Here is a 6,107-nt window from a genome sequence, read left to right as displayed (position 1 = left end):
TGATGCGGTGGATGCCCCCACCAACGGCATCTTGTATGCCATGACGGTTCTATCGGAACCAATTTTGGAGGGCACATCGATGACGACGAAGATCAGCATGCTGGCGATCGACTTGGCGAAGGGCAGTTTTCAGGTCTGTGCGGTCGGGCCGGATGGGGCGGTTCTATACGATCGGGCGCTATCGCGGACACGGTTGGCCGCACTTTTGGCCGAACAGCCAACCTGCATCGTGGCCATGGAGGCTTGCGCAACTTCCCATCACTGGGGCCGGGTGGCTCAACGACATGGCCACGAGGTGCGGCTTGTCCCGGCCGCCTATGTAAAACCGTTCGTCAAGCGTCAGAAGAACGACCGGGCCGATGCAGAGGCGATCGCGGAAGCGGCATTGCGCCCAAGCATGCGCTTCGTTGCGGTCAAGAGCGCCGAGACCCAGGGCCGCGCGGTCGCGTTCCGCACGCGCCAATGCCTGGTTCGGCAACGAACGCAGCTAATCAACGCACTCCGCGGTCATCTTGCCGAGTTCGGTGTTGTAGCGCCGAAGGGGCCAGCGAGTCTGAAGCTCCTCGAAAACGCCCTGGCGGACGAGGCCAGCGATCTGCCAGACCCTGTCCGTGAAATGGGGGCGGTCTATGTCGAGCAGATCGCGCGGCTCACCGAAGTGATCGAACGGCTGGCGGGCGAGTTGGAGGCGGCAACGAAGACGGACGCCTGCCTGCGCCGACTTTCTACAATCCCGGGGATAGGCCCCGTCACCGCCGGCGCTGTGGCGGCGTTTGCACCCGGTCTCGACACTTTCGACAGCGGGCGCAACTTCGCGGCCTGGCTCGGGCTCGTGCCACGACAACGCTCCACCGGCGGCAAGGCCAAGTTGGGATCGGTCAGCAAAATGGGCCAGACCGACATACGCCGCCTTCTGATCGTTGGCGCCATGAGCGTGATCCGCTGGGTAGTCCGCAAAGGTGGCAGCGAGAACCGCTGGCTGGCCGCGCCTGTGGCGCGAAAACCGAAGATGGTCGCCGCCGTTGCGCTGGCGAACAAGATGGCGCGCATGATCTGGGCCGTGACGACAAGGCAGGAAGATTATCGGATGGCGTGACCTGAGCCCCCGAAGGCGGGGAAAAAGGCACGGCATGGCCGAAAGGCCGGGGTGAGCGATCGACGAGGAGTGGGCGACACGGACTTCGAAGTTCAAGGCAGGGACAATCAGACCCGGGGCTCGAGCGCTTGCAGCTCTCTGAACCGATGTGACCCCAGCCTTCCGAACAGCATACCGGCCCGTGGCGTCATGGAAGGCCACGCTCAGAGGCCTGACACACGTCCGATCGAAGACCGTGCCGAGACCTCAAGAAACGCTTGCCAAACAGGGGGCATCCACACACGTCATGGCATACAAGATGCCGTTGGTGGGGGCATCCACCGCATCAGTTCAACGGCGGGATGGTAGGCTTCGTCATGTGGCATATCCCTTTCTCTCCAGAGAAGTGACGGCGCGTGAACACCGCCAAGATATGCCGCCCCTCAGGGGCCATCACCAACTTTCAGCTATATCTCTCATCGGCACGGCGCCCGACGCTGGCGCCATCAGTCGCGCCGGCCTATCAGTCGGCCGCGAAGCCAGCCCGATAGCCAGTCCATCAACATCACCACCAGAATTATCAGAACGATGTAATAAGCGACCTCTTCCCAGTCCTTCTGGGTCTGGATGGCCTGGGTCAGCAACAGCCCGATACCGCCGCCCGTAATCGCCCCGATGATCGTGGCCGAGCGGGTGTTCGACTCAAGCCAATAGAGCACCTGAGCCAGAAGCACCGGCATGACCTGCGGGATCACCCCGAAGCGGTGGCGTTGGACAGGCTTCGCGCCGGTCGAGGAAACGCCCTCGATCTGCGTTTCGTCCACGTTCTCCAGCGCTTCGGAGAAGATCTTGCCGAAGGTGCCCGTGTCGGTCATCAGGATCGCCAGCGATCCGGTCAGCGGCCCTGGGCCGAAGGCGCGCGACAGCACCACGGTCCAGATCAGCGCATCCACTCCGCGCAGGAAGTCGAAAAGCCGCCGCATCCCCGTGCGCACCACCATCAACGGCGAGAAGCGCCGCGCCGCCAAGAAGGCCAGCGGCAAGGCCAGGATGGCCGCGCCGAAGGTGCCGAGAAAGGCCATCAGAATTGTCTCTCCGATCGCCCACGCGACATCCTTGTGCCGCCACATGGGGTTGTTCCACCAATCCGAAAGCGCGCCGGCGAGGTTGCTCCGTTCCGGGTCGATCCGATCTCCGAACAGGATCTCGCCCAGCGAGTGCCCGTGATAGGGGCTGTCGAGCGTGAACCAGAACAGCTCCCAGCCGGGGAAATAACGAAACACCTCCGTTCGCGCCCCGGTCAGGGTGACGCGCGCCCCAGGCAGGGTGACGGCGATGCGCCGGTTGGAGGCCGATATCCATTCGGGCAGGTCGTCGGGCAGGTTGCTCTTCACGCTGCGGCCCTCGGCCGCAACCTCGATGGTCGGGAAGTCGGGCAGGATGATCTTGGTGCGGTTGCCGGGCAGGAAGCGCACCTGCCGCCCCGAGCCGAGATCAACCACAAGACCCGTCTCCTTCGTCCCCCTGACCCAGTCGGGGCGCGTGCCTTCGGGATAGGCGCCCTTGCGTTCGCCCTCGATGGCATAGGTGATTGCACCCGAACGGTTGTCGCGGGTCACATGAACCTTGTATGACCAGCTGTCCGAGGCCAACGTCACCGCATTGTCCCAGTTCGCCCGCTGCGCCAGGCCCGACAGGTCGAAGGCAAAGAAGATGTAGGTCAGATAGGCCAGAATGGCCGCTGGAACGCCGAACGACAGGAGCCGTTTGCGCAGAAACAGCCGGTCGGCCTGCGCTTTCGACAGGTCAAGCGTCGCCTCGGTCATCGGCCTTTCCCCTCTGCAAACCTGTTGCGCAGCCGGCTTGAGAGCTGATCGAAGAATACGATCGTCGCGAACAGCAGGATGAAGATTGCCGCCGCCTCCGCAAAGCGGCCCGGCCCCCAGGACATGGCGTTGCGCAGCTCGTAGCCGATGCCACCCGCGCCCACGAAGCCGAGTATGGCCGACGCGCGGATGTTGATCTCGAAGCGCAACAGCCCGTAACTGATATGGTTCGGCGCCACCTGCGGCAGCACGCCCAGCATCATCTTCTGCGTCCAGGTCGCCCCGGTCGAGCTCAGCCCTTCCACCGGCTTGAGATCGGCGTTCTCGGCCACCTCGGAGAACAACTTGGCCAGCGCGCCCATGGTGTGAACAGCGATGGCGATCACCGCCGGCGCCGGTCCCCCGCCCATGACATAGATCAGCACCAGCGCGATCACGATCTCGGGGACCGCTCGCAGGATGTCCGCCAGGCGACGGAACACCGGGATCAGCCGTGGCCAACGCGCCAGTCCGCGTGCGCTCAGAAATGACAGGACCAGCCCACCAAGGACTCCCAACAGTGTCGCCACAGCCGCGATGTTGATCGTCTCGAGCAGCGCCGGGAAGAACCTGGCGATCAGGGCGGGCAGTTCGGCGCGCCGCTGCCAGGCCTCGGCCACGACCTCGCCAAGGTAATCGTCCAGCCGGTGCAGCCCGTCCCAGAAACCACCGGCGCTGCGTTCGTCAACGACCATGAAGCCCGCGATCATGAGAAGCGCGAATAGCACAAGGGTCAGACCGCCATAGAGGCGTTTGCGTCCGACCTCGGCCATGTAGTGCGCCTGGATGCGCTCGATGTTGCCGGCGGTGCGCCCGGTCGCGGTGTCCATGAAGCCTGTCCTCGGAACAGAAGTGCCCCGCGACCCGCCCGGGGCCACGGGGCCGATGGCGATCGTCGGTCAGCCGCCCATCTTGGAGCGGCGGGCCGCGATGATGCTTTCGTAGAATTCGTGCGTCACCGGCTGAAAGCCCAGTGTTTCGCCAGAGGCGACACCGTAGGCGCAATCGGGGTCGCGCTCGTATAGACCGTCGAGAAGCTCGGTCATCTTGGCCTTCACGTCTTCCGGCAGCGCCTTGCGGATGACGAAGGGGCTTTCGGGGATGAGCTTCGAGCGCCAGATCTCGACCAGTTCGTTCATGTCCACGAGGCCCGCGTCCACGGCCTTGCGCAGCGCGCCCGAGTTGTAGCCGTCTTCCCAGTTGCCCTGACCGTCGGACCAGGTCACGCCGGCGTCGATGTCGCCGTTGTAAACCGCAACGATGGTCTGCTCATGCCCGCCGGTAAATACCACGTCGCCGAAATAGTCGCCGGGCTCCATCGTGATCTCGTCAGAGATCTGCGGGATCTCGATGGATGGGATGAGATAGCCCGAGGTGGAATTGGGATCGCCGAACCCGAACACCTTGCCTTTCATGTCGGGATGGATGTTCGTTATGCCGCTGTCCTTGCGGGCGAAGCCGATCGAATAATAGCCGATCGAGCCATCGGAATTCACCTTGATCAGGATCGGTTCGACCGCATCGGGATCCTGGATGTAGGCCGCGGCATAGGCCGACGGCCCGAGCCAGGCCAGGTCGATGGTGCCGCCCAGAAGGCCCTGAATCACGCCGTTGTAATCGGCCGGGGCGAAGAGCTTGGCCGGCACGCCAAGGGCTTCTTCGGTATAGTCGGCGAGGCACTGGTAGGAGTTCAGCCGGTCCTGGGCGTTCTCGCCGCCGAGGATCCCGATGCGGAACTCGGTGATGTCCTCGGCAAGAGCGCCCGAGACAAGGGCGGTGGCGGCGGCAAGCGCCAGGGCAAGGGTCTTTTTCATCGGTCTCTCCGTAGGATTGATGAAAGGCGCCCGCGCGGGGGGCGCGGGATTGCGGGATCAGACGCAGGCTTCCGCGGCGCGGATTTCCGGTTTGTCGAGGGTCTCGATTGCGGTCGATGTGGCGGCTTCCGAAAAGTCCTCCCCCGCGCCATAGATCTCGCGCGCCACGGCCGTGGTCAGGGCCTCGGGGATGCCATCGAAGACCACCCGGCCATCCCGCATGCCGATGACCCGGTCGCAGTAGCGCCGGGCGGTGTCGAGCGTATGCAGGTTGCAGATCACCAGCAGATCATCCTCTTCGTGGATCCGGCGCAGCGAATCCATGACGATCTGCGCATTCATCGGGTCGAGCGAGGCGATGGGTTCGTCGGCGAGGATGAGTCTCGGCCTCTGCATCAGCGCCCGGGCGATGGCCACGCGCTGCTGCTGCCCGCCGGAGAGCGCTTCGGCCCGCTTCGGCGCCTGCTCGGCGATTCCAAGGCGCTCGAGGATCTCGATGGCGCGGTGGATGTCCTCTTTTGGGTAGAGGTTGAACATCGTGGCCAGCGTAGAGCGCCGGTTAAGCGTGCCGTGCAGAACGTTCGAGACGACATCCATGCGCGGAACAAGGTTGAACTGCTGAAAGATCATGGCGCAGCGCGCCTGCCAGGCCCGCTTGGCCGCTCCCCGGAGAGCGGTGATCTCCTCACCCTCGAAGGTGATCGATCCTTCGGTGGGCTCGGTCAGGCGGTTCACCATCCGCAAGAGGGTGGACTTTCCCGCCCCAGATCGACCGATGATCCCGATCATCTGCGGATTGTCGACTGCGATATCGACCCGGTCCACAGCGGTCTTGTCGCCAAACCTTTTGCTCAGTGCCGCTATCTTAAGCATGTGCCCCCCCAAGATTGGAGGGCTTGATATCCTGACTTTGCAACTGCCATTTGACTAGAATGACTCAGTTTTTCGACACCATAGGAATAGCAGACCGGCGCTGCCATACCGGGCGGTGGCGGACTCAAGCGCGCCGGGTTTGCCGGAGGCTCCAAGAAAGTGTCCCACGAGGTGGCGTAGGAGCGCTGCCCTTCGGAGAGGTCAGGGCTTGATCAGGATGCCACGGCGGGCAGCCTGACGGTCGGGTTGTCGGTTGCCGGGCGAGGGTTTCAAGGTGTTCACTTAAGCTTCTTTCCGTGCGATACAGGGAAAGGAGGACCGTTCCATGGGACAATCATCGACAGCGAAGAAGCGTGGGTCGCGGGATGCGGCGACGAAGGTGGCCGAGCAGCGGCTGAGCGTGCTGGAGCTGGCCAAGGAGCTTGGCAATGGTGAGCCGGAAAAGCAATCGATCCAGTGAATCGATTGCCCGGCGAACGA

At 63.6% G+C, this 6,107-nt stretch carries 5 protein-coding genes and 1 pseudogene; 2 read left to right on the top strand and 4 right to left on the bottom strand.

What is annotated here, in order from left to right; translation table 11 throughout:
- Positions 1-79: 79 nt before the first annotated feature.
- Complete coding sequence (locus BMW67_RS15105; RefSeq protein WP_091764281.1) at positions 80-1,096, top strand: IS110 family RNA-guided transposase; 1,017 nt, start codon at positions 80-82, stop codon at positions 1,094-1,096.
- A 485-nt stretch (positions 1,097-1,581) separates the two neighbouring features.
- Here the strand turns inward: BMW67_RS15105 and phnE (BMW67_RS15100) are convergent, their stop codons facing one another.
- The 4 genes from phnE (BMW67_RS15100) to phnC form a co-directional block, all read right to left on the bottom strand.
- Positions 1,582-2,901, bottom strand: coding sequence for a phosphonate ABC transporter, permease protein PhnE (gene phnE, locus BMW67_RS15100; RefSeq protein ID WP_072748544.1), 1,320 nt, complete (start codon positions 2,899-2,901; stop codon positions 1,582-1,584).
- On the bottom strand, positions 2,898-3,770 hold the full coding sequence (phnE, locus tag BMW67_RS15095; RefSeq protein ID WP_072748545.1) for a phosphonate ABC transporter, permease protein PhnE: 873 nt from the start codon (positions 3,768-3,770) through the stop codon (positions 2,898-2,900). The genes phnE (BMW67_RS15100) and phnE (BMW67_RS15095) overlap by 4 nt, the downstream gene beginning before the upstream one ends.
- 69 nt (positions 3,771-3,839) lie before the next feature.
- Positions 3,840-4,754, bottom strand: a complete 915-nt coding sequence (phnD, locus tag BMW67_RS15090) for a phosphonate ABC transporter substrate-binding protein (RefSeq protein ID WP_072748546.1) — start codon at positions 4,752-4,754, stop codon at positions 3,840-3,842.
- A 57-nt stretch (positions 4,755-4,811) separates the two neighbouring features.
- Positions 4,812-5,627, bottom strand: coding sequence for a phosphonate ABC transporter ATP-binding protein (phnC, locus tag BMW67_RS15085; RefSeq protein ID WP_072748547.1), 816 nt, complete (start codon positions 5,625-5,627; stop codon positions 4,812-4,814).
- Between the two features lie 325 nt (positions 5,628-5,952).
- Between phnC and BMW67_RS15285 the strand changes: the two are divergent.
- Positions 5,953-6,057, top strand: a pseudogene (locus tag BMW67_RS15285) (IS481 family transposase); the annotation flags it as partial.
- Between the last annotated feature and the right edge of the window lie 50 nt (positions 6,058-6,107).

Source organism: Oceanicella actignis, from assembly GCF_900111545.1.
Classification (GTDB): Bacteria; Pseudomonadota; Alphaproteobacteria; order Rhodobacterales; family Rhodobacteraceae; genus Oceanicella; species Oceanicella actignis.
This window is presented reverse-complemented; position numbering and strand designations above follow the sequence as displayed.